The 24,887-nt window shown below is 67.9% G+C and carries 28 protein-coding genes, 1 tRNA gene and 2 pseudogenes; 11 read left to right on the top strand and 20 right to left on the bottom strand.

Annotated features, from left to right (window positions below; genetic code table 11):
• Nucleotides 1-49 precede the first annotated feature (49 nt).
• Complete coding sequence (cpt, locus tag ACIBK1_RS04120; protein ID WP_030512174.1) at nucleotides 50-586, bottom strand: chloramphenicol phosphotransferase CPT; 537 nt, start codon at nucleotides 584-586, stop codon at nucleotides 50-52.
• Between the two features lie 172 nt (nucleotides 587-758).
• A complete protein-coding gene (locus ACIBK1_RS04115) occupies nucleotides 759-1,217 on the bottom strand; it encodes a nuclear transport factor 2 family protein (protein WP_396732166.1) in 459 nt (152 codons plus the stop codon).
• Nucleotides 1,218-1,440: 223 nt separating this feature from the next.
• Between ACIBK1_RS04115 and ACIBK1_RS04110 the strand changes: the two genes are divergently transcribed.
• Nucleotides 1,441-1,755 (top strand): hypothetical protein, encoded by a 315-nt coding sequence (locus ACIBK1_RS04110; protein WP_396732163.1) that lies wholly within the window; start codon nucleotides 1,441-1,443, stop codon nucleotides 1,753-1,755.
• A 497-nt stretch (nucleotides 1,756-2,252) separates the two neighbouring features.
• Here the strand turns inward: ACIBK1_RS04110 and ACIBK1_RS04105 are convergent.
• From ACIBK1_RS04105 to ACIBK1_RS04095, 3 genes and pseudogenes are all read right to left on the bottom strand, one after another.
• A pseudogene (locus ACIBK1_RS04105) lies at nucleotides 2,253-2,366 on the bottom strand (transposase); the annotation flags it as partial.
• Between the two features lie 494 nt (nucleotides 2,367-2,860).
• Entirely contained in the window at nucleotides 2,861-3,202 is a 342-nt protein-coding gene (locus ACIBK1_RS04100; RefSeq protein WP_396732160.1) for a hypothetical protein, read from the bottom strand.
• 1,107 nt (nucleotides 3,203-4,309) lie between these two features.
• On the bottom strand, nucleotides 4,310-4,957 hold the full coding sequence (locus ACIBK1_RS04095; RefSeq protein WP_396732158.1) for an RNA polymerase sigma factor: 648 nt from the start codon (nucleotides 4,955-4,957) through the stop codon (nucleotides 4,310-4,312).
• 99 nt (nucleotides 4,958-5,056) lie between these two features.
• Here ACIBK1_RS04095 and ACIBK1_RS04090 point away from each other — a divergent pair, with 99 nt between their 5' ends.
• Entirely contained in the window at nucleotides 5,057-6,103 is a 1,047-nt protein-coding gene (locus ACIBK1_RS04090) for an NBR1-Ig-like domain-containing protein (RefSeq protein ID WP_396733132.1), read from the top strand.
• Between the two features lie 59 nt (nucleotides 6,104-6,162).
• Here ACIBK1_RS04090 and ACIBK1_RS04085 read toward each other — a convergent pair whose 3' ends face one another.
• Genes ACIBK1_RS04085 through ACIBK1_RS04075 form a run of 3 tightly spaced genes read right to left on the bottom strand, consistent with a single transcriptional unit; the run spans nucleotide 6,163 to nucleotide 8,931 of the window.
• Entirely contained in the window at nucleotides 6,163-7,113 is a 951-nt protein-coding gene (locus ACIBK1_RS04085; RefSeq protein ID WP_396732155.1) for a peptidase inhibitor family I36 protein, read from the bottom strand.
• A gap of 34 nt (nucleotides 7,114-7,147) precedes the next feature.
• The gene (locus tag ACIBK1_RS04080) at nucleotides 7,148-8,044 is read right to left on the bottom strand and encodes a peptidase inhibitor family I36 protein (protein ID WP_396732152.1); all 897 of its coding nucleotides are present in this window, start codon (nucleotides 8,042-8,044) and stop codon (nucleotides 7,148-7,150) included.
• A 41-nt stretch (nucleotides 8,045-8,085) separates the two neighbouring features.
• Nucleotides 8,086-8,931, bottom strand: a complete 846-nt coding sequence (locus ACIBK1_RS04075; RefSeq protein WP_396732149.1) for a peptidoglycan-binding protein — start codon at nucleotides 8,929-8,931, stop codon at nucleotides 8,086-8,088.
• An 813-nt stretch (nucleotides 8,932-9,744) separates the two neighbouring features.
• Between ACIBK1_RS04075 and ACIBK1_RS04070 the strand changes: the two genes are divergently transcribed.
• On the top strand, nucleotides 9,745-10,944 hold the full coding sequence (locus tag ACIBK1_RS04070; RefSeq protein WP_396732146.1) for a PAS domain-containing sensor histidine kinase: 1,200 nt from the start codon (nucleotides 9,745-9,747) through the stop codon (nucleotides 10,942-10,944).
• 325 nt (nucleotides 10,945-11,269) lie between these two features.
• Here the strand turns inward: ACIBK1_RS04070 and ACIBK1_RS04065 are convergent.
• Both ACIBK1_RS04065 and ACIBK1_RS04060 read right to left on the bottom strand, forming a co-directional pair.
• Nucleotides 11,270-11,342, bottom strand: a tRNA-Arg gene (locus ACIBK1_RS04065).
• A gap of 163 nt (nucleotides 11,343-11,505) precedes the next feature.
• Nucleotides 11,506-11,964: a MaoC family dehydratase gene (locus tag ACIBK1_RS04060; protein ID WP_030512183.1), complete on the bottom strand. Its 459-nt coding sequence runs from the start codon at nucleotides 11,962-11,964 to the stop codon at nucleotides 11,506-11,508.
• 209 nt (nucleotides 11,965-12,173) lie between these two features.
• On the opposite strand from ACIBK1_RS04060, the gene ACIBK1_RS04055 reads away from it, so the two are divergent.
• Complete coding sequence (locus tag ACIBK1_RS04055; protein WP_269321836.1) at nucleotides 12,174-12,296, top strand: hypothetical protein; 123 nt, start codon at nucleotides 12,174-12,176, stop codon at nucleotides 12,294-12,296.
• Between the two features lie 54 nt (nucleotides 12,297-12,350).
• Here the strand turns inward: ACIBK1_RS04055 and ACIBK1_RS04050 are convergent, their stop codons facing one another.
• Complete coding sequence (locus ACIBK1_RS04050) at nucleotides 12,351-12,866, bottom strand: DUF4142 domain-containing protein (RefSeq protein ID WP_051762778.1); 516 nt, start codon at nucleotides 12,864-12,866, stop codon at nucleotides 12,351-12,353.
• Nucleotides 12,867-12,974: 108 nt separating this feature from the next.
• Nucleotides 12,975-13,796: a glycoside hydrolase family 16 protein gene (locus ACIBK1_RS04045; protein WP_396732143.1), complete on the bottom strand. Its 822-nt coding sequence runs from the start codon at nucleotides 13,794-13,796 to the stop codon at nucleotides 12,975-12,977.
• Between the two features lie 152 nt (nucleotides 13,797-13,948).
• On the opposite strand from ACIBK1_RS04045, the gene ACIBK1_RS04040 reads away from it, so the two are divergent.
• Both ACIBK1_RS04040 and ACIBK1_RS04035 read left to right on the top strand, forming a co-directional pair.
• Complete coding sequence (locus ACIBK1_RS04040) at nucleotides 13,949-14,362, top strand: ribonuclease domain-containing protein (RefSeq protein ID WP_030512186.1); 414 nt, start codon at nucleotides 13,949-13,951, stop codon at nucleotides 14,360-14,362.
• Between the two features lie 8 nt (nucleotides 14,363-14,370).
• Nucleotides 14,371-14,739, top strand: coding sequence for a barstar family protein (locus tag ACIBK1_RS04035; protein WP_396732140.1), 369 nt, complete (start codon nucleotides 14,371-14,373; stop codon nucleotides 14,737-14,739).
• 27 nt (nucleotides 14,740-14,766) lie between these two features.
• Here the strand turns inward: ACIBK1_RS04035 and ACIBK1_RS04030 are convergent, their stop codons facing one another.
• Together ACIBK1_RS04030 and ACIBK1_RS04025 are read right to left on the bottom strand one after the other, a co-directional pair.
• Nucleotides 14,767-15,396 (bottom strand): GNAT family N-acetyltransferase, encoded by a 630-nt coding sequence (locus ACIBK1_RS04030; RefSeq protein WP_030512188.1) that lies wholly within the window; start codon nucleotides 15,394-15,396, stop codon nucleotides 14,767-14,769.
• Nucleotides 15,397-15,545: 149 nt separating this feature from the next.
• Nucleotides 15,546-16,241, bottom strand: a complete 696-nt coding sequence (locus ACIBK1_RS04025; RefSeq protein WP_030512189.1) for an SDR family NAD(P)-dependent oxidoreductase — start codon at nucleotides 16,239-16,241, stop codon at nucleotides 15,546-15,548.
• A 101-nt stretch (nucleotides 16,242-16,342) separates the two neighbouring features.
• On the opposite strand from ACIBK1_RS04025, the gene ACIBK1_RS04020 reads away from it, so the two are divergent.
• Nucleotides 16,343-17,203 carry a helix-turn-helix domain-containing protein gene (locus ACIBK1_RS04020; RefSeq protein WP_030512190.1) on the top strand — a complete coding sequence of 287 codons (861 nt, stop codon included), beginning with the start codon at nucleotides 16,343-16,345 and terminating at the stop codon, nucleotides 17,201-17,203.
• Nucleotides 17,204-17,343: 140 nt separating this feature from the next.
• On the opposite strand, the gene ACIBK1_RS04015 is transcribed toward ACIBK1_RS04020, so the two are convergent.
• Together ACIBK1_RS04015 and ACIBK1_RS04010 are read right to left on the bottom strand one after the other, a co-directional pair.
• Nucleotides 17,344-18,117, bottom strand: a complete 774-nt coding sequence (locus ACIBK1_RS04015; protein WP_396732135.1) for an SDR family NAD(P)-dependent oxidoreductase — start codon at nucleotides 18,115-18,117, stop codon at nucleotides 17,344-17,346.
• A gap of 107 nt (nucleotides 18,118-18,224) precedes the next feature.
• Nucleotides 18,225-18,689, bottom strand: coding sequence for a hypothetical protein (locus tag ACIBK1_RS04010; protein ID WP_396732132.1), 465 nt, complete (start codon nucleotides 18,687-18,689; stop codon nucleotides 18,225-18,227).
• Between the two features lie 276 nt (nucleotides 18,690-18,965).
• Here ACIBK1_RS04010 and ACIBK1_RS04005 point away from each other — a divergent pair, with 276 nt between their 5' ends.
• On the top strand, nucleotides 18,966-19,973 hold the full coding sequence (locus tag ACIBK1_RS04005; RefSeq protein ID WP_396732129.1) for an RNA polymerase subunit sigma-70: 1,008 nt from the start codon (nucleotides 18,966-18,968) through the stop codon (nucleotides 19,971-19,973).
• Nucleotides 19,974-20,196: 223 nt separating this feature from the next.
• Here ACIBK1_RS04005 and ACIBK1_RS04000 read toward each other — a convergent pair whose 3' ends face one another.
• Nucleotides 20,197-20,781: a dihydrofolate reductase family protein gene (locus ACIBK1_RS04000; protein ID WP_396732126.1), complete on the bottom strand. Its 585-nt coding sequence runs from the start codon at nucleotides 20,779-20,781 to the stop codon at nucleotides 20,197-20,199.
• Here ACIBK1_RS04000 and ACIBK1_RS03995 point away from each other — a divergent pair.
• Nucleotides 20,759-21,079, top strand: a complete 321-nt coding sequence (locus ACIBK1_RS03995; protein ID WP_396732123.1) for a hypothetical protein — start codon at nucleotides 20,759-20,761, stop codon at nucleotides 21,077-21,079. The two genes, ACIBK1_RS04000 and ACIBK1_RS03995, sit on opposite strands and share 23 nt — an antisense overlap.
• Nucleotides 21,063-21,197, top strand: a complete 135-nt coding sequence (locus tag ACIBK1_RS03990) for a hypothetical protein (RefSeq protein WP_396732120.1) — start codon at nucleotides 21,063-21,065, stop codon at nucleotides 21,195-21,197. Before ACIBK1_RS03995 ends, ACIBK1_RS03990 begins: the two co-directional genes overlap by 17 nt.
• A gap of 4 nt (nucleotides 21,198-21,201) precedes the next feature.
• Here the strand turns inward: ACIBK1_RS03990 and ACIBK1_RS03985 are convergent, their stop codons facing one another.
• Entirely contained in the window at nucleotides 21,202-22,638 is a 1,437-nt protein-coding gene (locus tag ACIBK1_RS03985) for a serine/threonine-protein kinase (protein ID WP_269321839.1), read from the bottom strand.
• 163 nt (nucleotides 22,639-22,801) lie between these two features.
• Between ACIBK1_RS03985 and ACIBK1_RS03980 the strand changes: the two are divergent.
• A pseudogene (locus ACIBK1_RS03980) lies at nucleotides 22,802-22,915 on the top strand (hypothetical protein); the annotation flags it as partial.
• A gap of 633 nt (nucleotides 22,916-23,548) precedes the next feature.
• Here the strand turns inward: ACIBK1_RS03980 and ACIBK1_RS03975 are convergent.
• Together ACIBK1_RS03975 and ACIBK1_RS03970 are read right to left on the bottom strand one after the other, a co-directional pair.
• Nucleotides 23,549-24,226, bottom strand: a complete 678-nt coding sequence (locus tag ACIBK1_RS03975) for a hypothetical protein (RefSeq protein WP_396732117.1) — start codon at nucleotides 24,224-24,226, stop codon at nucleotides 23,549-23,551.
• Complete coding sequence (locus ACIBK1_RS03970; RefSeq protein WP_030512453.1) at nucleotides 24,223-24,828, bottom strand: PadR family transcriptional regulator; 606 nt, start codon at nucleotides 24,826-24,828, stop codon at nucleotides 24,223-24,225. The genes ACIBK1_RS03975 and ACIBK1_RS03970 overlap by 4 nt, the downstream gene beginning before the upstream one ends.
• Nucleotides 24,829-24,887: the final 59 nt, after the last annotated feature.

The following is a 24,887-nucleotide window of genomic DNA, read 5'->3' as shown; positions in this document are numbered from 1 at the left end:
GTGGTGACCGGTGCGAGCGGTCGTTCGCGGAACTGCGAAAACGCCGGCGTCAGCGACGCACTCGGCCGGCGATTGTCCGCGCGCACGTCAGGGACTCCGTGTGTGTGGTGTCCACCACGAGGTCGTAGACCACGCCCTCGTGAACCACTTCCGCCTGCAACGCGGCCATCCCTATGACACGGTCGCCCCGCGCGATCTCTCGCCCTGCCGCCACCGCGCTGTCGCACCGCACACCGACCCAGAGCACCTCCAGCCCGGCAAGGACTTTCTCCCAGCGTTGCCGCGACGCCGGCCCGCCGAGAAACACGTCATCCACGATGACCCGGGCGCCCGCGCGGGCCATCGCGGCGATCCCCTCCGTCCACGCCGCATCCATCGCCTGGAATGCCGGCCCGACATCGACCCGGCCGTCCGGTGCGAAAGTGATCCCCGCATCCGATGCGCGCAAGGAGGCGGGCATCGCCTCGACCATGGTGTCGACCGAGAGAGCAAGCCACGGATCCGGAAGGACCGCCTGCAAGCACCGGGAGATCCCGGACTTGCCGGAGCTGGAACCGCCGTTGAGGACAATCACCTGTGTCGCCACCGCGCCACGGTAGAGGGCGGCCCTACACGTTCTCAAACGGTTTTCAGGTGGCCCATCCGCGCCGTCCAGCGACCGGCGCCAGAGGCGCTCCGCCCGGGGCGCGACATCTGTACGGCCAGAGCGCGTCTGTGGGAGCCGCCCCGACAGCCGGCCTCACCGGCAGAGCGGCCTTTCATGGCGCGGACTCGGCGCGCACCTGGTCGAAGAGCTGGGTCAGACGCCCGAGCCCCGCCGCGGTCCGCAGCACGTCCGAGTAGTCGCGCAGGTGGACGATACGGCCGTCGCGGGCGCGCAGGACGAGCACGAATCGGGAGGTGAACGGCCGTCCGGTCGCATGGTTGACACCGTCCATCTCACCCTCAGAGATGATCACTTCGGGGTCGGCCGTCTCGTGAACACACACCTCGCCGAATCCGGTCAGCGGCGGCTTGGACACCGATCCCCACGCCGCCCTGAAGCCGACGCGGATCTCCTCCCGCCCGTCGTACCGCTGCGACGGACCGCGATGTGGCGTCCAGAACACGAACTCATATATCGCCTCATCGGCGAACAGGTCGGCCAGCGCGTCGGCCGAGAAGTCGAGCATCGCCTGCTGGAAGCGGTCGAGCAGATCGCGCGGAGTCGCGGGCATCCCGCCTCCTTCGTCGACGCCGACTCTGCTCGACAAACCTAGACTGAAGAGGACAATCGGTCAACAAGCGTGGAGCGAACGAATGTCCGAGGTCGCTGCCACCGCCACGATGACCGAACCGCCCCCGACCGGCCCCCACCTCGACGTAGCCCGGGAGCGCGGTAGTGGTCTCCGGGCGTGAATCCGAAAAGACCCACCAGGCTGGCCACCTGGCGGGCCCTCGGTGTTCGTAGAGCTAGTGACGATGATGACGGTGGTGGCCATGGTGGTGCCGGTGGTGCCGGTGGTGCTGGCCATGGTGGTGGCCGTGATGGCGGTGCTCGTGCTGGCCGCCACCGCCGCCGCCTCCGCCACCGCCGCCGCCTCCGCCGCCTCCGCCGCCGTTGCCGCCTCCACCTCCGCCGCCGTTGCCGCCGCCACCGCCGCCGCCCTGGTCGTAGGTGCGAGGCGTGAGGTCAGTGCGGTGTCCGGGGCTCGAAGTCGGCATCGACGAGAACGCGTCGTGTGCTGCGGCGGTCTCCGAAGCGCCGACTGCTGACGTGTTCGCCGGGCTCGCTACGGCTGACGCTTGGGATGTTTGACCCAGCCCCAAAGTCAGGGCTCCGATGAAAATCGCGCCCGCCGCATAGAGTCGCTTATCGGCCATTAGCGTCTCCCTCCGGTTTCGCGCGACAACTGTCGGATCGCGCGACGATTGCACTTACGACCCATCGTTAGCCTGGACTCTGAAGGCGTCCAGATGAGGTGACGTGGAGTTGCAGGATTTCACGAGCCCGTAATGCTGACGGCGGATTCCTGCTTTGGACAACCACCGATGCAATTACCTGTCCGATGCGATCACAAGAACTCTCGAAGAGACAACGAGAACACATCCGTCACTACACCCTGCATCAGCTGATCAGATCTAGCTCAACCGGTCATGCACGATCCCTGATCTTCACGCTGACCGCTCGTCCGGCACCGCTTCGAACGCCGAGCAGTCGACCACGTTGCCTCGCGGTCAGGTGCAGAGCCATGGGCAGGCCGCCTGCTGCCCTGCTTCTCCTCCAGCAGACGCGCCCAGGTGTCGCCCTGGTCCCAGCGCTTGAATCGCTCGCAACAGGTCCGCCAGGGACCGTACCGCTCGGGGATGTCGCGCCACGGACGGCCCTTGCCGTCCGTGGGCGGCAGTAACGGAGCGGTCCGCTTGCCAGGCCTTGTCGGTCAGCTCACCATGCCTCACTACGAGCGATCACCTGACCGCACCAACAGTGATCGTCTGTCAGACAGGCTCTAGATCTGATGGTCCGATGCCGAGTGTTTCGATGGATGTGTTCTCCTTGCCTCTCCAAGAGTTCATGCGACCGCATCGGACCGGTAAATCGCATCGGCGGCATCCAAAGCAGATATCTGCCGTCAGCATTGCCGGCTCGCGGAATCCTGCAACTCCACGTCACCTCATCTGGACGCCTCGCAGCGTCCGGGCTAACGATAGGTCGTAAGGGAAATCGTCGCGCGATCCGACAGTTGTCGCGCGAAACCGAAAGGAGACGCCGATGACCGGTAAGCGACTCTCTGCGGCGGGCGCAGTTTTCATCGGAGCCCTGACTTTAGGGCTGGGCCAAGCAGCCCAAGCGTCAGCCGTAACGAGCCCGGCGAACACGTCAGCAGTCGGCGCTTCGGAGACCGCCGCAGCACACGACGCGTTCTCGTCGATGCTGACTTCGAGCCCCGGACTCCACACTGAGGACGCGCCCCTCGCCCACGAGCAGGGCGGCGGCGGTGGCGGCGACGGCGGTGGAGGCGGTGGCGGCGACGGCGGTGGAGGCGGTGGCGGCGACGGCGGCGGTGGCGGTGGCGGCGACGGCGGTGGAGGCGGTGGCGGCGACGGCGGCGGTGGCGGTGGCGGCGACGGCGGCGGCGGCGGTGGGTGACACCACCACCGGCTCGACCACGACCACCACGACCTGAGCCCGAAGGCGGAACACCAGAAGCTCGACGACCACCGGGACCGAGTGACGAAGCCCAGTTTGCCGAGCACTCACAGCGAAGAACCGCAGGGGGCTCCGCCCCCTGCACCCCGGCCCTCCTCGGAGATGAGCAGGGAGGGTGCGGGTTGTAAGGGTCGTCTCATCCCTGGGCGGCAGGTGAGACGATCGGTCATGTCCCCGGAAACCGTGCGCCTCTGGCGGGCCGGCGATTGACAGCGGTAGAGCGAGTTGCTGTAGGCGGTTGCAAGTTCGAAAAGGCCCTCCCGGTGATCGAAATGGGCCTTCGAGCTGGGCACGGCCGAGAGGACTCGAACCCCTGAGCTTGATCCGTATGTCCCCCGGACCATGTCCAGGCGTTCGAAGCAGTTCGCCGAGCTGCTCACCGGAGCCCTCGCCGTTCAGGTTCCGATCCAGTTCAGGACCGTTCGTCCGGGCGGCTCCCAGGAACAGGAACCGTGGCGTGTGAACTCGACAGCAGAGGTCGGTTCCCGACCAGAAGCACCTCTTCTTAACTTCCCGCCATCTCTCTGGCCTGCACATGCAAGGCACGCACAGGGCTGCCGGGCTTGGCCAGATAGGCTCCCAGGCTCCAGCCCACTCCCGGGGCGTTGCCAAGCCTGAACTCCAGCACCAGGGTCTCTCGAGATGCATGAACTCCGGCGAGATCATGAACTTGTCCCTGCTGATGGGACGCGTGACATGCCTGGAACGCCAGTGCTCCGGCCGGTCGAACTCCTCACGGTGCTGTGCGGTCATGTTCTTGGGGTTCGGCGAGACGTAGGCGTAGTCCGCACCGATGAATCGTCCAGGTGCGCACTTCTTATCCCGTGGGGTGTAGGTGACATCGGCCCTGATGCCCTGGGCGTTCAGCTCGGCCTGGAGACCTTCGGGGTCCTGCAACTCCTTGACCGTCACGACGAGTGTGCCGTCAGGGTTCTTCACCACCGCGTAGGCGGCCGCTCCTCCCCAGCGTCAGGGGAACCGCGACAGCGGCCGCCGTTATCCCCGCCACCGCGAGGATGCGGGCGCGGGTCATGATCCCGCGCTGCTTACGGGTGGCTTCCTGCGTCGCTCACGTAGCCATTTCGGCCTTGAGCTCCATGAGCAGCCTCTCCTCGAAGTTCATCGGAGTCCTTCCACGACGGCGGGAGGCATTACGCCGGGAGCGTGGCGTAATGGCTGACGGGCACGGTGCAAGCGGACCCTGGCGGTCCCCTGCCTGATCCCGAGAGCCGCTGCCGCCTCTCCTACAGTGAGCTGGTCGATAGCCACCAGTTCCAGGACGGCCCGCTCGCTCTCGGGCAGCACAGCCATGGCAGCGAGCGCCTGCCGAGCAGGGCTCTCCGCGTCCAGGCGCTCTTCAAGACGCGACAGATCGTCGGCGTCGAGCAGCCTGCGTCCGCTGATCCGCTCAGTCAGCCGGAACTCACGCACGGAGCGCTGCTGTTCAGCGGAGAGCACGTTGCGTGCGATGCCATACAGCCGACCGATCTCACTGCCCAAACTGGGACGGTAGGTATGCGCCGAGTCGAGCACTGCCATGAAGACCTCTGCGACCAGATCGGCGACTGTGTGAGGGTCATCGACCCGACAGGCCATGAACCGCGTGACGGCTTCGACGTGCCGGTCATCCCGGCACAGGTCATCCCGGCACAGGTCATCCCGGCACAGGTCATCCCGGCACAGGTCATCCCGGCACAGGTCATCCCGGCACAGTGCGGCAGGGCCGGCCCCGGACGCCGAACGGACGGGGGCCGGACACCATTCCAACCCTGCCGCGGGGACCGAGGCGCAGGAGGACGTATGCGAGATACTCCGTAAGCTTGAGCGGATACCGCGGGCGCTGTTAGCTTCACCCGGGTGGACGACATGCGTGCACGCGCGGAGGCGATCGAGGACTTCGCGGCGGCATTGCGAGAACTTCGCAAATCGGTCGGCAACCCACCTTTTCGCGAAATGTCCGGCCGGTCGGGAGCGATCTCACACACGACGTTGCACGAGGCCACGAAGGGCAACCGGCTCCCGAGTTGGGAGACCACCGTCGAGTTCGTCAAGGCGTGCGGCGCGGACCCCGCCGCGTACCGCGAACGCTGGGAGGGGGCGAACCTGGCGGTCAGGTCGGCGAGCGCCGGGGCTCCGCCGAACCGCGCGGGCACTTCGGCGGCCCATCCGCTGCACGGACTCGAAGCCTCCGCCACGGACGTCACGGAAGGTCGAACCGCGCAGAGTGCCACCGGGTCGCATGCCGCACGGCCTGCTGGTGAGACCCCGGCGACTCTGACCACGCCGCCGCCACCGCCGGACGAGATCGCGGGCGACGTCCAGCCGGTTCCCTCTGCGCCGGGCGGCCGGGGGCGATTCCGGCCATCCCGCCCGGCTGCCGCCGCGCTCGCGACAGGGGCAGTCGGTGTGGCGACGGTGGTGCTCATCGCGGTCACCGTCGATCGTGGTTCCGGGACCGGCGGGCACGGCGTGAACCCGTCGGAGAGCCCGTCGAAGACCGGGCTGTCTGCGGCCGACTGCCCGGTGCACCCCACCAGCCCTCCGTGGAGCCCGCCCGCGCACGAGGGTGATTCGGCGAAGTTCATCGGGGACATCACGCTGCCCGACTGCACGCGCGTCGGCCCCCGCCAGACCGTGACCAAGGTCTGGCGGCTCAAGAACGCCGGGACCGTGCCGTGGAAGGGATATTCGTTGCACCGCCTCGACCTCCCGCAGCAACCCGATCAATGCCAGACCGTCTCCGACGTACCGATCAAGGACACGCAGCCCGGAGAGATGGTCGACATCCGGACCGACATCACCACGCCGAAGACGCCGGGCCTGTGCTACGTGCGGTTCAAGATGATGGAGGGTTCGGGGCGGGTCGCGTTCCCCGGAGGGCGGCCACTCAACTTCCAGGTCATCGTCGACTGACGCCTGTTCCCCGCCGCGTACGACACGGCGGGGAACAGGGGCGGACGGTGTTGGGGGTTTCAGGATTGGAGAACGATCCCCTTGTAGTAGTACGTGAGGATCCTGGAGTAGCTCCAGCCCGCCTCCGCCTTGTCGCGAGAGCCGTTCTGCGACATCCAGTCGCCGGTGACCCAGTGACGGCACGCCGTCGTCGTGGAGCAGTACTGGGCCTTGAAGATCTTGCCGTCGCGCGTCATCCGGATGCCCCATGTCGCGTCCACCGCGGCGTTCGTCGCCGCCGTCGCGGAGCCCGGCTTGTACATTTGGCTGGCCGTGTCGTCGGCGACGTCGTAGCACTGGCCGCTCGGCGTCTTGCTCGCCGACCTCAGCGCCCAGTACCAGCCGAACTGCTTGACCGCGATCGCCCCGGCCCTGAGAGACTCCCTCGGCCAGTGCGACCGCCACTCGTTGGGCAGGACGTTCTTGACGTACGTCTTGAACTCCACCCGGTCCACGCGGTTGAGGGATCTCCGGTAGACGAGGATCGTCGTGGGCAGCTTGCCGTACGTGCCGTCGGTCTTGCACCCGGTCGGCGGCGCGGAGCTCAGGAACCGGTGGGAGGCGTTCTGGTTCTTGAGGCCGGCCTTGAGGTTGCCCTTGGCCCCGGGGGCGAAGTCCTGGTAGACGCTGCCGCCGTAGTTGCTGTTGTAGTAGACGCGTACGGTCTTGGCGCTGCGGTTCCAGACCGAGGCGGCGGCGTTCTTGATGCACCTGCCCTTGCCGGCGCCGGGCCCCTTGAAGTCGAAGCAGGAGGGCTGCCGGGTTCCGTAGCCCCCGGCCGATCCGGCGAAGTCGGACACCGACCCCTGGTTGTTGCTGTTGAAGTAGTAACAGAACTCACCGGCCTCGCACACCCCGTTGCGCGCGGCCGCCGAGGCGGGCGAGGCGGTGGCCAGCACCGTCCCACCGAGCACCATCGCGACGGCAGCCGCGGCGAGCGGCGAGATCAGCCGTGCATTTCGTGGAGACACAGTTGCCTTCCTCTTCATCGCAGGCCGCGGTCCGCTAGTGGATGTTGTAGCCCTGGGAGATCCAGAACGAGTTCGGGTTCGGGTTGCTCAGCGTCGAGTCGCCGACGCTCTTGGCGGCGAGCTTCTGCCGTCCGGGGCGCATCTCGACGTGGGTGTGCGCGGCGCTGCTGGACGACACCCCGTGCCACGCCTCGTCCGCGATGACCTGGCCGCGCGCGATCTGCTGGCCCACGCGCAGCGAGGGCAGCGGAGCGGAGTGCAGGTAGATGATCGTCTTGTTCAGCGAGGCGTTGTAGACGGCGATCGTGGAGAGCCCGGAGCCGCCGTTGCGCCCGTACACGACGTTGATGATCTGACCGCTCACCAGGGCGTGGACATCCGAACCCACGCTGCGCTTGATGTCGATACCCTCATGCCGGCCAGAGGTGTGGACGTAACCGTCGAAGCCGCAGCTGATGTAGCCGCCGCCGGTTTTGTACAGCGCGTACGACATGTTGACGCGCGCCGATGACGACGGGCCGAACTGGTGGGAGGCGTTCTGGTTCTTGAGGCCGGCCTTGAGGTTGCCCTTGGCCCCGGGGGCGAAGTCCTGGTAGACGCTGCTGCCGTAGTTGCTGTTGTAGTAGACGCGTACGGTCTTGGCGCTGCGGTTCCAGACCGAGGCGGCGGCGTTCTTGATGCACTTGCCCTTCCCGGCGCCGGGCCCCTTGAAGTCGAAGCAGGAGGGCTGCCGCGTTCCGTAGTCCCCTACCGAACCGGCGAAGTCGGACACCGACCCCTGGTTGTTGCTGTTGAAGTAGTAACAGAACTCACCGGCCTCGCACACGCCGTTGCGCGTGGCCGCCGAGGCCGGCGAGGCGGTGGCCAGCACCGTCCCACCGAGCACCATCGCGACGGCAGCCGTGGTGAGGATCTTGTCGAACGTTCCCATGGTGTTCTCCTTCGTGTCTGTGCGGTCTGGCTTACGGATGGTCAGCGGCGCCGGTACTCCTCCCAGGTGCGAATGGGCACCTTCGGGCCGTCGTCCGGGCCGCGGCCGGCGAGCCCGTTCAGACCGAGGTAGTAGTCACCGATCTGATGCTGGGCCTGGCTGGAGAGGTCGGTGTCGTTGACGGCGGCGGCATGGATGTGCCACGGCCAGTCGTCCTGATCGGGGTTGCGCAGCCATGCCGCGAATCCGACACGCCGCAACGCACGGACGGCGGCGATACGAGTGGCGGAATCCATTCCCTTGACCGAGATGTCGACGACGCCCCCGCCGTCGTGGGTGCCCGCGGACGTGGGATCGCCGCCGCGGTTGTACGACCCCTGCAAGAGCACGAGGTCGCGGCCGAGCAGCCGCTTCGCCTCGGCCAGCATGCTCCGCGTGCGGGTGTCGACGACGACGCCGCCGGTGGACACCCGAGCACCCGGCCCGATGACGTGGGTGACCGTGAAACGGCCGGCTCCAAGCCTGGTGAGCGACGCCGTGTCCGGAAGGCCGCTGGCGGCGAGACCAGTGCGGCCGAGCGACCTCTGGAACTTCGCGAAGGCGGCGACGGTCGTGGTGCCGAAGTAACCGTCCACCCACTTCGCGTCGAGCAGGTGCCGGTCGCGCAGCGCCTCCTCGACGAGCAGCACGCCGGCCTTGGCCCCCGGGGTCAGCGTGTGGTCGGACCGTCGCGGGTCGATCTGAGCCGCCTTGACAGTGGCTTCCATGTTCACGCCCGGCCGGGCCCCGGCCTCGGCTGCCTGTGCCGCCGACGCCCCGGGCGCTCCGGTCAGGCAAGCGAGCAGGGCGCCCGCCGCGAGGGCGGCGGCGCATGGAGGCAGCTTCATCGTTTCTCCCGGTGTCGAACGCCGGCAGGTGGTTCCTGCGGCGGGACCCACGGTTTCGGATCTCCGGCGCCGTCCACAACGCGATCGTGTTGTCAGCCTGTACGGCAGGCTCCTCGTACAGGCGTACGCGCCGCCTGACAGGCGATCCTCTGGCAGACGGCGGCGTCACGATCGCCAGGGGCGTCCGCTGGCGGGCCGAAGAGCGCTGTACCGGGCCGACCGAAATGGGTGGCTCCCAAGGTGGCTCCCGTACTCGGCTCGATTCGCGGCCTCTGAAGTGGGCCGGCGACGAGTGATGACGCGGGGTTGGTGGACGGGGCTCTCAACGTCTCCCGTGGATTTCCGGCGTTCCGCCGTCTCGGGCGGAACCAGAACGGAGCTGAGGCCCCGCCGTTCCGGCGGGCAGTTGACTTGACGCTCAGAGATCGTGGCGATGGTGTCACTCACTTGGTCGCTCAGGCCGTCTCGCCGATTCCCGGTCCTCACGGCCGGACCAGCTCTGAGCTAGGGCGTTTCGGATCATCGTCTCGGCGGGTCTTGACAATCTTCACATACAAGGGCAAACTGGACGAAATCGTCCAATCTCCCGGCGACGGGTGTCTTCGCGCCAGCACTCGGGGTGAAAGCCGGTCGCGGCCTGAATCGGCCCAAGAGGTCACATCGCCAGAGACACGCCCTGGCGAGCCTGTACGGACTTTCCCCCCAGGTCAACCACCTGTTCGTGTATCAAGGCAACCCGAATTACGCCGAACCCAGGTGAGGTGTTGTGATGGATTTGAGGTTGTAATGGATTCAACGGTTGACTTCAGGGCGGTGTTCAAGGCCCTCGTGTCCCCGTTGCTCATAATGACACCGGACTTCGTCGTAGTGGCGGCCAACGACTCCTTCCTGAAGTTGGTCGGGCGGAGTCAGGCGGACCTGCTCGGCCGGCACTTCTGCGCCGTCTTCCCCGGCAATCCCAACGCTCCTAACGATCCCGACGTGCAGGGGGTGGTGCGTCTGCGTGCTTCGGTGGAACGCGTTGTCGCCACCGGCAAACGGGACATCATGGCGCTGCAGCGGTACGACATCGAGGCAAACGACAGACTGGGGGTGTTCGAGGAGCGGTACTGGAGCGTGTCCAACTCGCCCGTCCTGGGCCCTGACGGTGAAGTGAAGCTGATCGTTCACCGTTCCGAGGAGGTCACTGACTTCCTCCAGGAGCTGAGGTTGTCCGGCGAGCGTGACGTCACGAGGGCTCGGTCTGAGCTTGAGGCGATGAGAACCGACCTCTACGCTCGCGCATGCGAGCTCCAGGAGCTCAACGAAGAACTCAAGCAGGCGCACAGGCAACAACGCCAGACCACGTCGATGTTACGAGAGGTCATCGAACGGCAGCGGCGGTTCGTCTTCGACGCCTCCCACGACTTGCGCAACCCGATCACTGGGCTCCTGACCGAGCTTGAGGTCGCGATCGCGGAACCTGACAGCGACCTGCACCAGATCCTGCGCAAACTGCTGATGGACGTCGAGCGACTCAACGACATCGTGAACGATCTGCTGGAACTCGCCCGTCAGGACGCCGCGCCGCCCGCCCCAGCCGAACCAGTCGACCTGACCCATCTGGTGATAGATGAACTGGAACGCCGCGCTCTGACCGTATCCGTCGTCACCCGGCTCGAGAGGCAGGTGATGGTAAACGCCTCCCGGATCCGGCTGGTGCGGCTCCTGAGCAACCTGGTCAACAACGCCGAACGGCACACCTCCGCGATGATCGAGATCAGCGTCACGGTCGACCCGCCGGACGCGGTCCTAGAAGTCATCGACGATGGCCCCGGCATTGCTCCGGCCGACCGCGAAAAGATCTTCGAGCGCTTCTTCCGCCTGGACGATGCCTGTCGCCGGGATCCCGGTGGCTCCGGGCTCGGGCTGCCCATCGCCCGCGAGATCGCCCGCGCCTACGGCGGGCGCCTGTACGCCGCTGATCACCCCACCGGCGCCCGCTTCGTCCTCCGTCTCCCCCTCGCGGCCTAGGGGTCGTCGTGCGTAGGTGATTGTTGCGACGGAGAGGCAGGCCATCAGTGGTTTGGCACAGCAGCCGCCTGACGGCCGTGGCGGGCAGACCCTGGCGTAGCGATGCTGCCCCTCAAATTTGGTTAAGACGGAACTTCCGAAGATCCACTTCATGACCTTCGACGCACAGGCGACACGCCGGCCGCGGCCACGGGCGCGATCTCTGGGCCGGCCGAAACGGGTGGCTCCCAAGACGGCTCCCACAGACACGGGAGAGACCGCATAAAGCCGGAAAACACTAAGGCCCGCCACCAGGTTTTCCTGGTTACGGGCCTTCTGTGATGTGCGCGGCCGAGAGGACTCGAACCCCTAACCTTCTGATCCGTAGTCAGATGCTCTATCCATTGAGCTACGGCCGCTTTGCTGCCTGTTCACCTGCGGTGCCCTGCAACGGGTGTAACTCTACCAGACCCGTCACCCCTGCTTGCGCCAATAAACCGCTCCGCCCCCGGTCAAGCCGTCAGCCCGAGCCCGTACGCGCGGAGCACCGCGAGCGGACGGGCCGGGGACGCGCGGGGCCGGTCACTCCTGAGGAACGAAGAGCGTGAGCGTGTCGGCGATGCAGGCCGGCCTGTCGACTCCCTCGACCTCGATCGTGACGCGGAGGTTCGCGAGGGTGCCCGAGGGAGTGCCCTTGACGTCGGTGACCTCCGCCCCCGCCCGTACGCGGGACCCGACGGGAACCGGCCGGGGGAAGCGCACCTTGTTCAGCCCATAATTGATGGCCATGCGCAGACCGTCCACGCGGTACAACTCACCGAGCAGCGACGGCAGCAGCGAGAGCGTGAGGTATCCGTGGGCGATGGTGCCGCCGAACGGGCTCTCCTTCGCCCGGTCCGGGTCCACGTGAATCCACTGGTGGTCGTCCGTCGCGTCGGCGAAGGCGTTCACCCTCTCCTGACCGATCTCTCGCCAGTCGGTGTACCCGAGATGCTCGCCCTTGGCCGCCTTGAGTTCGGCGAGGTTCGTGAAGATCCGCATGATCGCAGCCTATTCACGCGGACCCGGGACCGGCGGGAATCGGGAGACGGGGGGCGCGTTGACCTCCACACTGGTTCCATCGGGGGAGCGAGCGAGTGCTGCCACTAGGCAACAGACACATCACTGTGAGTGACGAACAGCCCATGACCCTCGGGGGTATCTGCACAAGGCGGGGTGTACGCCGGAACACGCCCCGACGTGGAGGGAACGTGGACGAGCAATCCGGTCCACCCGGCAAGCGGTATCGGCTCCGCGGACTCATCGCGGTCGTGGTCGCGGGTCTCGTCTGCTGGGCGCTCATCATCCTGCTGCTGGTCAAGCTGCTCGGGTGAGCATGCGGGGAGGGGACGTGCCGGCCGGAGACCAGCCCCGGCCGGCACCGGTCGTCACTCACCACTCTGAATGCTCGTGACCAGGTCGAGATGCTCCCGGACCACCGGCTTGGCGTCCCGGGCGAGGTTCTTCACCTCCGGGGAGGAACCGGTCGAGACTTCCTTGTCCAGGAAGTCCAGGGTCTTGCGGTGATCCTCGACCTGCGCGCCGATCCACATGCGGTCGAACGCGGTGCCGCCCTTGGCGGCGAACTTCCGCAGCTCGGCCTGCTGCTCCTCGCTCGGCCGGCTCGGCAGGTCCACACCCAGTTTCTTGGCCACCCGCTTGAGCTGGTCGTCGAGGGAGGTGTGGTCCTCCACGAACTTCCTGCCGGCGTCCCTGACCGACTGCTTGCCGGCCTGCCGCTCGGCGATCTGCCCGCCCTGGATCTCCGCGAGGTTGTCCTGGTGCGCGCCGACCAGGAAGGCCTTGTCCTGATCGCTGACATCCGGCGGCGCCGCGTGACCCGCGGTGACCCCCGACAGCGCCGGGACCACGGCCGCCACCAGGACGATGAGCCATCTCAGCATCAGATCCCCCGATCCTTCGCCCGGCGGCCGAGCAGCGACTGATCGGCCTCGACCATCCGGGCATGACGCTTCAAATACCTCATACCCATCAGCCGCGCCTCGTACGGCTCAATTCGCCATAGGCCGGTAGCCCCTGACGTAGTCGACCACGAACTCCTTGGGGTACGGCCCCACCCTCTCGGGTCCCTCCGCGCCGGGAAACTCGTAGATGCCGAGCATGAGTTGCATCGGATAGTCCGGAGACTGCCGGATGGTCCTGACGTGCCGGCCGTCCACGAAGAACGTCACCCGCTCCTTCGTCCACTCAACCGCGTACACATGGAAATCACGCGCGTCGATGGGGAGGACCTCGGCGGCGAACTCGTCGGTGATCGCGGGATCGCCGAACGGATGGACGCCCATGCCGACCGCCGTCGCGTCCCGGCATACGTCACGCCCGAAGATCTCGCAGACGCAGATCTCCGCCGACCGCTCGGGAGCGTCCTCGAAGCCGATCATCCACAGCGCGACCATGGCGCGCGGATCGTCGGTGGCCCGGGCGCGCATCTCGATCAGGCCGAAGTGCGGGGTGTAGAGCCGCGCCTCGTCCTGTGCCTCGCGGACGACGGCCCGGCCGCCCCTCCCGTGCTGGCCGACGGCGCTGCCCACCGGCCCGGAGAACACACCCGTCTGCAGTGAGGACACGCGCATCCGGCCCTCCATCTCCGGCGACCACGCCGGCTGGTCCTCCTCGATGAGCAGGCGCAGGCGGCCGTCTCCCACGCGATAGTGGGCCGCCGAGGCGGCGCGTGTGGTCCATTGGGGCAGATAACGCGGAATCCAGCGACGCTCGTCGAGCCCGTCCCCGTCGAAGGTGTCCTCGAACTCCAGCACGTAGCCGGCCTTCGCCGCCGGGTCCAGCGCGTACGTGCCGTTCTTGGCTTCGCTCATGCGTCAATCCTGGATCGATCCGTGGAGGAACCAGGCACACCTCGGGGCATACGGAAAAGACAACGGGAGTTCACCGATCTCTCCCTTGGTTCGTCCCGGTTTCGAGGTGATGCTGGCGAATGTCTGTCCCCTCGCCCCCACAAGGAGGTCTCGTGCAGACTTCGCGACGCTTCCGGCCGTCCTGGCCGCGACGGCTCACCGTCATGCTCGCCGCCATCGTGTCCCTCACCGGAGTGACCGGCACCGTCCCCGCCCACGCGTCGGTCTACGGCTCCTGCACCATCTCCCGCTGCGCCGACGCCCGCTCGGCGAACGCCATCTGGGCCGGGAAGGGCTACCCCACCAGCAGCGGCTGGTATTCCTGGCCGGACGGCAGGTACAACTACACCGGCGGGCGCTTCTACAACCGGGAGGGACAGCTCCCCAGCGGCGCCACCTACTACGAGTACGACGTCTACTCCCGTGCGCGGGGCGCCTCGCGTGACGCGTACCGGATCGTCGTCAACCGCAGCACCGGCGTGACCTGGTTCTCGCCCAACCACTACACCGACTTCTACAGGCTCTAGGACCTCCCATGACCTCCGCCGAGCGTCCGCTGCCCCCGTGGCTCACGGTGACCACCGATGCGGCCCCGGCGGTCGTCGACGGGCGGGCCTGCCGGACCCGTGCCGCCTTCTTCGACGAGGTGGCACGGGCCCTGCGCCTCCCGGCGTACTTCGGTCGCAACTGGGACGCCCTCACCGACTCCCTACGCGACATCGGGCCGGTCCACCTGGCCGTGGAGCACGCCGAGGAACTGCTCGACGCCGAGCCTCCCGGGCAGTTCACCACCCTGCTCGCCGTCCTCGCCGGCGCCGCCGAGGCCGGGCTGACCCTGACCCTCCACACGGACCCCGCCCACGGACCCCGGCTCCGCCGCCGGCTGACCGACGCCCTGCCCTGATCACCCGTACGATCCTCAGCCGGACCGTCACTCGGGCGGCGGGACGAGAAGTGCCTCGGCGCCGATCGGAACGTAGCCCGCGGCGAGGAACGCCCGTACGCTCGCGGCGTTGCCCGGCGCGATCTGCGCCCAGAGCGGGTGCGGGGTGAGATGCCGGGCCGCACGGGCGAGGGTGCGGCCGAGGCCTCGCCCACGAGCGGCCGGCTCGACCTCGATCGCGACCTCCCACCGCCCGCCCACTCCCCGTCCGACGAGCACGAGCCCTCCCTCGCAGGTCCAGACGCGTACGTCGTCCCGATAGCGATGGGCACGCTCGATACGCGGATGGGCCGCGTCCGCCACCTCGGCCAACTCGACGGGTGGGGGACCTTCGGCGGGGGCGGCCAGGGTGAGCAAGTCGATGTTGTTCACCCGGCGTCCCGTGCGTTCCTCCAGGTCCCTGAGGAACGGCGGATTGAGGGGCGCCGACAGATCGTCGCGGGGCAACCGGGACCTGATCCAGTCCTCGCCGACATCGGCGAAGACCACGTTGTGCGCGGTGAAGGCGATGACTCCCGCGTGACGTGCGGACGGCTGCGGAACGATGGTCGGACCCGCACCCGGCTCGGGCGGGTGCCCGCCGGCCGCACGAGCGAGGACGTCAGCCAAGGTGATCATCGGGAAACGGTAGCCATCGGCCGCGACGCGCTCAAAAGCCGCACTCCAAACGGTCGCGTCAGTCGCCGGTACGACGCGCCGCCCCGTGATGGGCACCCGTCGGACACCACGACGAGCACCAACCGACTCCGACCGACCGGCCGGAGCCGTCACCAGGGCACGGGCCCGAAGCGGTCGACGAACCGGCCCGTTCCGCCGTCGGCTCCCTCGGTCGCGAGCGTCACGATCGCGTCGGTCCCCTCCGTCACGGTCTGGGGGCCGCTGTGCCCGTTGAGGTCGGTCGCGGTGTAGCCCGGGTCGGCGGCGTTGACCCGGATGCCGGGCAACGCCTTCGCGTACTGCGTCGTGAGCATCGTCACCGCGGCCTTCGAGGACGTGTACAGCGGCCCCACCACCGTCGACTCCACCCGGCCGGGGTCGTGGGTCAGCGCGAACGAGCCGGTGCCGCTGCTCACGTTGACGATCGCCGGGTGTTCCGACTTGCGGAGAAGCGGCAGGAAGGCGCCGGTCACGCGGACGATGCCCACGACGTTCGTCTGGAAGACCTCCAGGGCGTGGGCCGCGGTCAGCTCGTCCGCGGGCACGTGCGGGCCGATGATCCCGGCGTTGTTGATCAGGACGTCGACGCGACCCTCGTGCGCGGCGACGTCGGCCGCCGCGGCGGCGACGGACGCGTCGTCGGTGACGTCGATCCGCACGAAGCGTACGCCGAGCTTGTCGGCCGCCGTCCGCCCGCGCTCGGGGTCCCGGGCACCGAGGACGACGGTGTGACCGAGGTCGACGAGGCGGCGAGCGGTCTCGAACCCGAGGCCCTTGTTGGCCCCGGTGATGAAGGTGATGGTCATGCGTCGAGCCTCGGTCCTCCGGGCGCGCACAGCCAGGGAGAGCTCGCCGGTAGGACAGGCAGTACCACCCTGGCGTCTCGCCGCCGACGCAGAATGAGCGCATGACGACGGACGAGACGAGCCTCGGCGCGACGATCCGCGCCTGGCGCGACCGGCTCTCCCCCGCGGCTGTCGGCCTGCCCGCCGGCCGCGTACGCCGTGCCGCCGGGCTGCGTCGCGAGGAGCTGGCCGACCTCGCGGGCGTCTCGGTGGACTACGTCGTACGGCTGGAGCAGGGCCGGGCGACCACGCCGTCGGCGCAGGTCGCCGCCGCGCTGGCACGGGCGTTACAGCTCGATGGCGCCGAGCGCGACCACCTCTACCGGCTCGCCGGACTGCAGCCGCCCACGGACGGCGCGATCAGTGATCACATCCCGCCCGGCATGCAGCGGGTGCTCACCCGGCTGGGCGACGCGCCGGTCGCCGTGTTCGCCGCCGACTGGCGGCTGCTGTGGTGGAACCGGAGCTGGGCGGCGCTCCTCGGCGACCCCTCCGTACTCGCGCCCGAGGAGCGCAATCTGGTGCGCTCGCGTTTTCCCGTGCCGTCCGATCGAGGGCGCCTCGCGGCATGGCCCGTCGTCTCGGAGAACGCGGAGGCGACCGACCGGGCCATCGTCGCCGACCTGCGCCGCGCCTCCGGGCGTTATCCGCAGGACGCGCGCCTGAGCGGGCTGATCCGCCGGACGCTGGACGGCAACCCAGGGTTCGCCCGGTTGTGGCACTCCGGCGCCGTCGGCCGCCACGCCGAGGACCGCAAGACCATCCGGCACCCGGTGATCGGGGACATCACCGTCGACTGCGACGTGCTTTCCGACCCGGACAACGACCTGAAAATCGTCGTCTACACGGCCGTCCCCGGCAGCGAAGACGAGACCAAGCTCGACCTCGCCCGCGTCGCCGGTGTCACGGCCGCGAGGTTCTGAGCCGCCCGCCCCGCGTCCGGTCCCCGCCGCGTACGGGCTCGGAGCGGAACGCGATGACGAGGCCTAGCGGGTGCAGCCCACGAGGATCGCGTGGCCTGGAGGGTCACAACCTTGATCGCTGCTGGTCAGCGCCGGGGCTTTCAGGCTTCTTCGGGGTCGCGCCCGAGTATCGACCGGCCTCCGTCGACCGGGACGGTCGCGCCGTTGATGAAACTCGCCTCGTCGGACAGCAGATAGGCGACGGTGGCGGCCACTTCCTCCGGGCGGCCGACCCTGCCGACCGGATGCAGCAGGCTCATCTCGTTCTCGATGCGTGCGGCCGCCGCGGGCTCCTGGTTGTGGAGCAAGGCTTCATAGCGTTCGGTGCTGATCGAGCCGAGAGCGACGGCGTTGACCCGTACGCCGCGTGGTCCGTAGTTGACGGCGAGCGCTCGGGTGAGTCCTTCGACGGCGGCCTTGGCCGTCGCGTACGGCAAGGAGCCACGCACCGGCCGCTGCGCCTGGTGGGAGGAGACGTTGACGATCGCCCCGCCCGCATCGGCGCTCAGGAAGCGGCGGATCGCGGTCATGCATCCGACGACCGCGGGGGCGAGGTTCGCCTCGATGACATCCAGGACCTCGCGCGCCGGCGGGCAGTCCAGTGAGGCCTCGCGGAACACGGCGGCGTTGTTGACCCAGCCGGCGATCGGGCCCGCGGCCTGCGCCAGGTCGGCCGCCCGCTCCGCGACCGCCTCGTCCGCCGCGTCCCCGGCCACGGCGATGACCCGGGAACCGGCCGGGTGGGCGCGGGTCCACTCGAGCGCCGACGGGTCGAACTCGATCACGACGACGCTGTTCGCGTCGGCGAGGAGTCGTTCGACGAGTGCACGTCCGACGCCGCGGCCGCCCCCGGTGACAACGTACGAAGAGCTCACATCCGCCCCTTTCGTAGAACCGAGATCTACGTGGCCGCGAATGACGTACCCAGAACGACTGTATGTAGATCACCGTGACGGGGCGCCGGCTGTTGCCTGCGCGGATGTCAGACGGTTTCACCCAACTGCTCGGCCAGCCGCTCCAGGCCGCCCTTGATGAGCTGCCCATACTCGTCGTCGCCTAGCGCACCGATCCCGGCTCGGGCCTGCCGAAGGTGTTCACGGGCGCGATCGAGATCGCCGAGCTTGCGGTAGCACTCACTCAAGTTCAGGTGCAACGACGGATACAGGCCCGCCACCGGAAGCGGCACCCCAGCGTGCGCCATCCCCTCCTCGGTGACCCGATCAGCGGCCGCAAGCGCTCGCAGATCCCACATCAGCTCCTGACGCACGTCGTCTTGCACATCGGCCATCGAGTGGGCAAGAACGCAAACATGCAGCGGATCGCCCTGCTCGCCGCCGATTTCGTCCCAGATCTGCGCGAACAGGTCGCGAGCGGCTTCGCGCTGACCTTGGTGGTGATGCAGCTCCACCCCCTGGCCGATCCGGGCCAGCGTTGGATCGGTGGTCATCAGTGGCTCCTTCACCGTCGTCGGCAACCGCGGTCAGCCTACTGGGCTGACGTCAATTGAAGATCGGCTTCCGCCAGTCGCCGACGTCGAGCCAGACGACCGTCCCCCCGACCGGGTACGCGCTGCCGGTCCTGCCGACCGACGGGCCTCCTGGGGCGTGAGGCAGCCCCAACCAGGACGACCTTTCCCCGGTGTCAGCGGCTTCACCGCTCAGAAACGCTCCGCCACATCGTCAGTTCTGGCAACCCCTCGCCACCCGCGGAAGGATTGACGACCATGACCGACGCCAGACTGCTAGGCGACGACGAGGCCGCGTTCATCGCGGCGGCCCACTCAGATGACGCGGCACAGTTCGCGCTCATCACGGAGCGCTACCGGCGTGAGCTGCAGGTGCACTGCTACCGGATGCTCGCGAACTACGATGACGCCCAGGAAATGACGCAGGAGACGTTCCTGCGGGTGTGGAACAAGCGGGAGTCGTTCAAGGGCCACGCTGCGCTGCGGACCTGGCTGTACCGAATTGCGACGAACGCCTGCCTCGACTTCCTCGACAAGCGCAACAACCGCATACCCGTGCCTGCCGAGCTGCCGGGCGCGGGCTCGGAAGTGCACTACCTGCAGCCCTACCCGGACCGGATGCTCCCGGAGGACCCGCAGGAATCGGTGGTGGCGCGGGAGACGATCGAGCTGGCGTTCATCGTCGCCGTCCAGCACCTGCCGCCGCGGCAGCGGGCGGTGTTCATCTTGCGCGACGTCCTCGGCTGGCCGGCGTCGAAGGCCGCCAACGCCCTCGAGCTGACCGTCGCTTCGGTGACCAGCGCGCTGCAGCGGGCGCGCGTGACGATGCGCGAGCAGCTGCCCGACCGCCGCATCGACTGGCGGAGCCCTGCCACGCATGAGCTGTCGGATGACGAGCGCGGGGTGGTGAAGTCGTATATGGACGCCCATGAGCGCAACGACCTCGACGGGCTGATGGCCCTGCTGCGCGACGACCTGCGCTTCACGATGCTGCCCGACCCGGGCACCGTGACCGTTACGGCCAAGGACGCGGTGGACGGCTGGGTCTCCGGTGGGCTCTTCCAGCGCGGCTACGAGGACTGGCGCTGCACCGCCACGACGGTCAACCGCATGCCTGCCGCCGCGCTGTACCTCCGCACCCCCGACGACCTGAAATACCGTTTGTTCACCATCGCGGTCCTGCACATCGTCGACGGCAAAATCGTCGAACTCACCGGATTCGACGCCGCCGACAAACCATGGCTGACCCTGCCCGCGACGCTGTGATCAGGCAAGCTCCCATCGTCGACAAGTCCAGCGCACGTCCCGGCGTCACCGAAGTCCCCGCAGAATGAGCACCCCGACCAGCTGACCACCCCCGCCCCGCCGACGTTGCCGGCGGGGCGTCTTCGCGTCCGAAGAAGGGAGAGGCTCCCTCATCGCCGAGGGTCACGGTGAGCACGTCAGAAGGATTCCGGTCTTGCCTTACGAGGCCGGCATCTGCCCGTGCTCATCGCCTCGTCTCGTATCGGGTCATCACCACGCCGCCGGGAAATGTTCGCGTCTCGACCAGGTTCAGGTTCACCCAGGTGTCCAGCGCGGTGAAGAACGGCGTGCCGCCACCCACCAGGACCGGCACGGTGACCAGCGCGTACTCGTCGATCAGCCCGGCCCGCATGGCCGCCCCGGCCAGCGTCGCACCGCCGATGTCCATCGGACCGCCGTCCTCCGCCCTGAGCCGGGCGATCTCGGCGACCGCGTCGCCGGTGACCAGGCGGGTGTTCCAGTCGACCTTGTCGATCGTGGACGAGAACACCACCTTCGGCATGTCCCGCCAGAGGCGCGCGAACTCGATCTCCGCCGGGGTTGCGTCGGGCCGCTGATCGCCGGTCGGCCAGTGGGAGCTCATCGCCTCCCACAGCTTGCGCCCGTACAGCGACAGCTCGCTCGCCCGCATCTGGTCGTACCACCACTGGAACAGCTCGGCGCTCGGCGACGAGTCCGGTCCGTCCTCTCCACTCCAGCCGATGTCGTCACCGATCGCGGCGATGTAGCCGTCCAGGGTCACGTTCATGCCGAAGATCAGTTTCCGCATCGTGCCAGCCTTCCGTGAGTCGATCTCACACGTACAGACGGGCGCGGCGCGGAAACCTGATCGGTGCGCGGATCTGCGTCCGCAGGCAGCCCAGCGTTCCGGGCTCAGCACGGCGCGCTCGGGCGCTACCGACCAGATCTCGATTCCAGCGACCATCACGCTTCCTGACGGCACCCGCCGCTACGCCACCTTCATGACCCTCGGAGTTGTCAGCAGGGTCATGAAGCGCCGGCAGGACATGGGCGAATGCCTCAACGGCCCGATACTTCTGGACCTCCGACTTGGTCATCAGCCGTGAGGCCGGCCTCGCCTCGATGGTCGACGCCACGAGAGACATGATCATAACTGGAGAGATCGAGGGTGATGTCACCGTACGGGAGGAGTGGGAGGCCGTCACCGAGGCCGCCCACGGCTGAGTCGTCAGGATCGGCGGACCAGCAGGGAGACCAGCGACAGCACCACGAGGACCGCGGCCAGCGCGATCGCCGTGTACCAGCCGTAGGAGATGGAGACGTGGAAGCTCGTTCCGAGTTCGCGCAGATCATCGGCCGTCAACATCCCCGCGCTGGGATGCTTGGAGTGCAGGTCGTCCTGGCGGATCCAGAACACGGCCATCGACGCGGCCGCGACGCCGCCGGGCACGACCGCCCAGGCGGCGGACAGACGCCGGGTGAGCGCGTCGGTGACGGCGACGGCCATCGCGGCCACGGCCATGACCAGGGTGATGACTCCCCACTGTGTCGCGAGACCGGCGACGTCGGCATTGTCGATGGGCAGGGTGATCGACCCGAGCAGCTTGCCGACCCTTCCCCAGGGAAGGAACGTCGAGGCACCCAGGAAGAGGGCCGCGGCCGCGACCGCGTATGCCGCCGCCCGGCGGCCCGCACCGGCCCGCTCGCCGCCTGGCGCCGCCGGTCGCGCAACCTGCCGGGTAGGCGGCTCCCCGACCGGCCGGGTGGGCTCAGCGGAAAGCAGGGTGCCTGATGCCGAGGCCCGCGCACCCGCGATGAGCAACGTCTCCGGTGTCGACGAGGACTGCGTCCCGCCGAGCAGTCGGAGCAGGATCGCGCGTGCGCTGGGGCGCCGGGCAGGGTCCTTGGCGAGGCATTCGGTCACGATGCCGTGCAGCGCTCCCACAAGCCGGCCGAGGTCGGGCTCGCCGGTCAGGATGCGGTGCATCACCGCGGGGATCGAGTCCTGCCCGAACGGCGTGACGCCGTTGGCGGCGTAGGCGATGGTGCACGCCCAGGCGAAGACGTCTGCGGCCGGGCCGACCTCGCCCCCCTCGATCTGCTCGGGTGCCATGAAAGCGGGCGTGCCGACGATCGCACTCGACAACGTGCCGGTCGCGTCCAGGGCGCGCGCAATGCCGAAGTCGATGACGCGTGGCCCATCGGCGCCCATGATGACGTTGCTGGGCTTGAAGTCGCGGTGCACGATCCCGGCCTCGTGGATGGCGGCGAGCGCGGTCACCGTCGCGATCGCCAATCTCTCCAGTGCGGGTCCCTGAGGCGCCTGGCCGGCCGCGATCACCTGGGAGAGCGCCGGACCGTCCACGAACTCGCTGACGATGTAGGGCCTGTCGCCTTCCACGTCCGCGTCCAGCACGCGTGCCGTACAGAACGCGGCGACCTTTCCGGCGTGCGCCAGCTCAGCCGCGAACCGCGCTCGGGCCTTGGCGTCCCCGCTGAACCGCGCGTGCAACAACTTGACCGCGACAGGCTCGGCGTTCACCCCCACGCCCCGGTACACCACGCCCTGGCCACCCTCACCGAGCAGACCGACGATCCGGTACGCACCGACCTGACGGGGATCATCCGCGCGAAGCTGCTGCGACCCTTGCAATTCATCCTCCACGGGTACGCGGAAACGGAGGCGACATTACCGGGCCGGTGGTTCTTCCGACACGAAACGATCGTTAACGCGGACGGGATCCGGTCAATACGATCCCGCTCCGTAGTGGAAGGCACTCCTCCGCGAGGCCGGGGTCAGAGAAGCCGGACTCCATGACGCGCGACACACGGCGGGAACGCTCCTCGCCGAGCAGGGCGTCCACATCCGCGTCGTGCAGGAGATCCTCGGCCCCGCCCGCGTCACGACGAGCGTTACCCCCGCATCACCAGTCCCCAGGTGAAGGATGCCAGCGAGCGCATGGGGGCGGCCCTGTGGGGCGAGGACTGAAAGCGCCCGCAACCCGAAGGCTGAGAGCAACTGCAACTAGAGGCCCTATGGAGATCAAAAATCCCCTCTCGCCGAAGACCGGCGAGAGGGGCTTTGAACTGCGGAGGCTCGGGGATTTGAACCCCGGATGGGCTTAAGACCCAAACCGCATTAGCAGCTCGGCTCTCGACCGTCCCGATCCGTTCCACCTGGACCAACGCCGCCCGGTGATCCTCCTGGAACGACCTGGTACGGCGGGGAACTGCAACTAAAACTGCAACTAGAGCTGGCACGTGACCTGCGCGGACGCGCACGCCTCGGCCTTCCGCGCATCCCGTATGCCGTCGACCCACCGCGAAGCGGCAGCGGGCCGGCGACGGAGGGGCAAGCCCGTCTTTGCGTGTACCTTAGCCGCTCGTCGTTCCTCGGCCATCGGACGCCAAGGGTCACGGACGGGCTTGAGCCGTAGGAGCCGGTCTGCTGGGCTCTGCCTGGGTCGATGGCAGAAGGGATGCGCGCTCCTACCTCAGCCACTCGCGGCCCGCGCTCTCCAGCTCGGCGACATCCCGGAGCCGGAGGCCCTCGCCGGAGGCGCCTTAATGGCGGTTCAGTGTCGGCTCCAGATGCGGTGGGTCTCGAGTGCGTCGGAGAGTTCCTGGGCCACTTCCGGCGAGCTGGCGGAGAAGAACCCACGCTCCAGGATCACCGCGGGTGCCGTTCCCCTGATCCATCTGTCCAGGAGCGCATACCACTCGGCGCCGTGGGCGACGGCGACAGTGAAGTCGTGCATGAGCCACGCCATGTGGCGGGCCGCCGCCTCGGTGGTGTTGGACTCCCACTCGGCCAGGTGGGGAGCCAGATCCAACTTCAGGTCATCGGCGATGATCTCAATCAAATCCATGCCGTCGACGTCACGCGGATAACTGCTGAGGGTCTGTCGCCACCATGCGCCGACGGTGCCAATGACAGCTTCCTGCTCGATCTTGCTCCAGGTTTGCCACCTGACGCCGAGTCGCAGCATCAAGGAAGGGGCGTGCAGGCCGTCAAGCTCCTCGAGGAGGAGCAGCTCCAGCAGCCGGGGCAGGTAGTGCTTGAATTCCTCGACGTCTCCCCATGTGTACAGGCCATTCCAGGCGTGGGGACTCAGCGCGGCTGCCGTGAGCATCCGAAGTGGTGCGGCACGCGCCGCGCGAACCCGCTCAGCCGACACGCAGTGGTCACACACGTTGGTCTTGGCCGACAGGCGTGAATCCGTCGTATGTGCTGCTTTCGGTGCCGATTTCACTCCGGGCTTTCCGCGAAGGCCACGAGGTCAGCGGCCGACCAGGTCAGCTCACCGTTGCGCATTTCGTCGACGACCGAGCGGAGCCACTGCAGTTCCGCCGCAGTCACGACGCGCAGATATTCGGCTTCCAGCATAGTGATGCGAGGGAGTCCGTGTCCGGTTTCAGCACTTATTTCGGCCTCTAGTCCGGCCAGTGCTTCGCTGAGCGTTCTGACGCGCCGATCCAAGGCATCGCTTATCTCCTGAGGGGCGAGCATCAGCAGATGGGACAACGCCGCCGGGAACTCCGGAAACTCCTGCTTGGGCATGGCCAGCATGTCCAGCAGCCACTCGCGGGCCACCGCACGTCCCGCATCGGTGATCTCATAGACGGTTCGCTCCGGATACGCCTGATCGCGCTCGGTCTCTCGCACACCGATCAGGCCGGCGGTGATGAGGCGGTCGATCGTCCGGTAGAGGCTCGTTCGCTGGCCCACGTTGACCACCTTGTCCTTTCCCCACTGCTTGATCAGCCGCTGGATGCCGTAGGGGTGCAACGGCTTGTACTGCAACAGCGCCAGGACGGTCAGGGCGAGAGGTGAGCCGGTACGAGGAGTGGTCATTCCCCCACACTAACACCGGACACTAGTTGACTAGAAACTAGTTACTGTGACACTATCCG

This window comes from Microbispora rosea (genome assembly GCF_044460045.1).
Classification (GTDB): Bacteria; Actinomycetota; Actinomycetes; order Streptosporangiales; family Streptosporangiaceae; genus Microbispora; species Microbispora rosea.
This window is presented reverse-complemented; position numbering and strand designations above follow the sequence as displayed.

Bases quoted from the DNA above. Each gene is read 5' to 3' on its own strand.
- ACIBK1_RS04000 (WP_396732126.1), bottom strand. From the start codon at position 20,781: ATGCGGAAACTGATCTTCGGCATGAACGTGACCCTGGACGGCTACATC.
- ACIBK1_RS04030 (WP_030512188.1), bottom strand. From the start codon at position 15,396: ATGATCACCTTGGCTGACGTCCTCGCTCGTGCGGCCGGCGGGCACCCG.
- ACIBK1_RS04080 (WP_396732152.1), bottom strand. From the start codon at position 8,044: ATGGGAACGTTCGACAAGATCCTCACCACGGCTGCCGTCGCGATGGTG.
- ACIBK1_RS04045 (WP_396732143.1), bottom strand. From the start codon at position 13,796: ATGAGCGAAGCCAAGAACGGCACGTACGCGCTGGACCCGGCGGCGAAG.
- ACIBK1_RS04010 (WP_396732132.1), bottom strand. From the start codon at position 18,689: ATGACCACCGATCCAACGCTGGCCCGGATCGGCCAGGGGGTGGAGCTG.
- ACIBK1_RS04025 (WP_030512189.1), bottom strand. From the start codon at position 16,241: ATGACCATCACCTTCATCACCGGGGCCAACAAGGGCCTCGGGTTCGAG.
- ACIBK1_RS04060 (WP_030512183.1), bottom strand. From the start codon at position 11,964: ATGCGGATCTTCACGAACCTCGCCGAACTCAAGGCGGCCAAGGGCGAG.
- ACIBK1_RS04050 (WP_051762778.1), bottom strand. From the start codon at position 12,866: ATGCTGAGATGGCTCATCGTCCTGGTGGCGGCCGTGGTCCCGGCGCTG.
- ACIBK1_RS03970 (WP_030512453.1), bottom strand. From the start codon at position 24,828: ATGACCACTCCTCGTACCGGCTCACCTCTCGCCCTGACCGTCCTGGCG.
- ACIBK1_RS04115 (WP_396732166.1), bottom strand. From the start codon at position 1,217: ATGCCCGCGACTCCGCGCGATCTGCTCGACCGCTTCCAGCAGGCGATG.
- ACIBK1_RS04090 (WP_396733132.1), top strand. From the start codon at position 5,057: ATGCGTGCACGCGCGGAGGCGATCGAGGACTTCGCGGCGGCATTGCGA.
- ACIBK1_RS03995 (WP_396732123.1), top strand. From the start codon at position 20,759: ATGCCGAAGATCAGTTTCCGCATCGTGCCAGCCTTCCGTGAGTCGATC.
- ACIBK1_RS04035 (WP_396732140.1), top strand. From the start codon at position 14,371: ATGACCTCCGCCGAGCGTCCGCTGCCCCCGTGGCTCACGGTGACCACC.
- ACIBK1_RS04020 (WP_030512190.1), top strand. From the start codon at position 16,343: ATGACGACGGACGAGACGAGCCTCGGCGCGACGATCCGCGCCTGGCGC.
- ACIBK1_RS04075 (WP_396732149.1), bottom strand. From the start codon at position 8,931: ATGAAGCTGCCTCCATGCGCCGCCGCCCTCGCGGCGGGCGCCCTGCTC.
- ACIBK1_RS04005 (WP_396732129.1), top strand. From the start codon at position 18,966: ATGACCGACGCCAGACTGCTAGGCGACGACGAGGCCGCGTTCATCGCG.